This window comes from Catenibacterium sp. co_0103 (assembly GCF_004168205.1).
Classification (GTDB): Bacteria; Bacillota_I; Bacilli_A; order Erysipelotrichales; family Coprobacillaceae; genus Catenibacterium; species Catenibacterium mitsuoka_A.
Window position 1 is genome coordinate 1 of sequence record NZ_RCYB01000167.1, and the last position, 2,091, is coordinate 2,091.

The 2,091-nt window shown below is 35.2% G+C and carries 2 protein-coding genes; one reads left to right on the plus strand and one right to left on the minus strand.

Annotation, left to right across the window (positions count from 1 at the left end; translation table 11 throughout):
- Positions 1–79: 79 nt before the first annotated feature.
- Positions 80–1,348 (minus strand): replication-associated recombination protein A, encoded by a 1,269-nt coding sequence (locus EAI80_RS12790; RefSeq protein ID WP_129982344.1) that lies wholly within the window; start codon positions 1,346–1,348, stop codon positions 80–82.
- 68 nt (positions 1,349–1,416) lie between these two features.
- Between EAI80_RS12790 and dtd the strand changes: the two genes are divergently transcribed.
- The gene (gene dtd, locus EAI80_RS12795; RefSeq protein ID WP_129982343.1) at positions 1,417–1,875 is read left to right on the plus strand and encodes a D-aminoacyl-tRNA deacylase; all 459 of its coding nucleotides are present in this window, start codon (positions 1,417–1,419) and stop codon (positions 1,873–1,875) included.
- Positions 1,876–2,091 lie beyond the last annotated feature (216 nt).

Sequence of the window (2,091 nt, forward strand, 5' to 3'; positions counted from 1 at the left end):
GGTGTCTGCCGTTTATATAGCTGACACCTTAACTTAATTACCTGATGGTATTAGTTTTGTTTAACTTAATACCATTGGTCTAACGAGGCTTATCTTTTTTGAGTTTTCTGATATTTGTGGTTCTTCCGTGTTTAAGAATTCTTTGATAGTTTTCAGTTAATGATTTTTCATAACGGCTTGTCAGCCAAGGTACATAGAACTGAGCATCTTTAATTTCATCAGGAAGATATTGAAGATATTCCCATAAATCAGGCCTATTATAATCATAACGATCTTCCTCATCTATACCAACAGGAGTTAAACGTATATATTGTGGTGCTTTATGTGGTTCGTTGTGGTAAGACGCAAGTGCTGCATCTATCGCATTTTCACTCGATTTTGATTTAGGTGATAAAGCCAATTCTATAATGCAGCTTGCTAGAGGAATTCTCGCTTCAGGAAAACCAATTGTCTTAGCTGCCTGGAAGGCTAAAACAGTACGCATACAAGCATTAGGATTGGCTAGTCCTATATCTTCATAAGCAGTTGTAATCAGTCTTCGTTCTAGTGACTCTATATCTCCTGCATCTATAAGTTTAGCAAAATAATAAAGAGCACCATTTGGGTCAGATCCCCTAATAGATTTCTGCAAACCACTTAAAGTATCATAGTATTGATCTTCATCTTTATCAAATTGCATATTGGCGCGTGGAACAGCTTCCTGAATGATTTCTAATGTGATATGTGTATCTGGCGCATAAATAGTTGCAAGTTCCAAACAATTATAAGCATAACGAACATCACCACTGCTCATTCTTGAAATATAATCATATACTTCTTGATCTATTTCATATTGATGATTAAGTCCTCTCTCGCTGACTGCAGCTCTTTGACATGCTTCCACAATCTCTTCATGATTCAAGGGCTTTACTTCACACAAATGACATCTCGAGCGAATTGCAGGATTGATAGAATGATATGGATTGGCAGTTGTGCAGCCTGCGATAATCAACAATCCACTCTCGATATAGGGCAGTAAATGATCTTGCTTATCTTTATTTAAACGATGCACTTCATCTACAATCACAAACAAACCTTCTGAAAGTTTCGCTTCAGCGATAATCTGGTCCATCTCTTTCTTATTACTAGCAGAGGCATTGAATATACGATATGGTATATTTAAATCATGAGCGAGGGCTTTAGCCATAGTTGTTTTTCCACATCCAGGAGGTCCGTATAAAATAATGGACATTGGATGATCCTTCTTTACAAATTGTCTTAATAATTTATTATCTCCTACAAGGTGCTTTTGTCCAATAACATCATCTAGTCCAATAGGACGCATGGAATCTGCAAGTGTCTTATGAATCATAGTTTATTTCCTTTCGTTTTAGAATCATGTATAATTATAACATGATTTTATAAGGAGAGAGTAATATGAGAATTGTTTTACAAAGAGTAAAAGAAGCAAGTGTGACAATTGATGGAGAAGTACATGGTGCCATTAATAAGGGTTATATGATTCTTGTAGGTTTTAATAATGATGATACTCATGAAATTATAGATCGTCTTGTGGAAAAGGTCATCCACTTAAGAGTCTTTGAAGATGAAAATCAAAAAATGAATCGTTCACTCATAGATGTAGAAGGATCTATTCTTTCTATTTCTCAATTCACTTTATATGCAGACTGTCATAAAGGAAGAAGACCAAGCTTTATCGATGCAGCTAAGCCTGATATCTCTTCACCGCTTTATGATTACTTTAATAAAAGTTTAAGAACCCAAGGCATTCATGTAGAAACAGGAATTTTTGGAGCTGATATGAAATGTGCGTTAATTAATGATGGCCCAGTTACTATTGTATTAGATAGCGATGACATCATGCCTCGAAAATAATGCGATTATCGGCAAATAGAAGGGCGTATAAGCCCTTTTTTACATTTTTTCACAAAAAATGAATAAAAATCAAAAAAAGTCTTTACAAAGGAAATGAATGATGGTAGTATAAGTGAGCACTCCGGTGAGGAGCGCAGATAGAACATTGAAAACTGAACAGATACACGTCAGATTTATTTGAAAACATTTAATTGATGAGCTGAACATCAGCTCTTC

Coding starts and splice junctions, on each gene's coding strand:
- dtd (WP_129982343.1), top strand. CDS start 1,417: ATGAGAATTGTTTTACAAAGAGTAAAAGAAGCAAGTGTGACAATTGAT.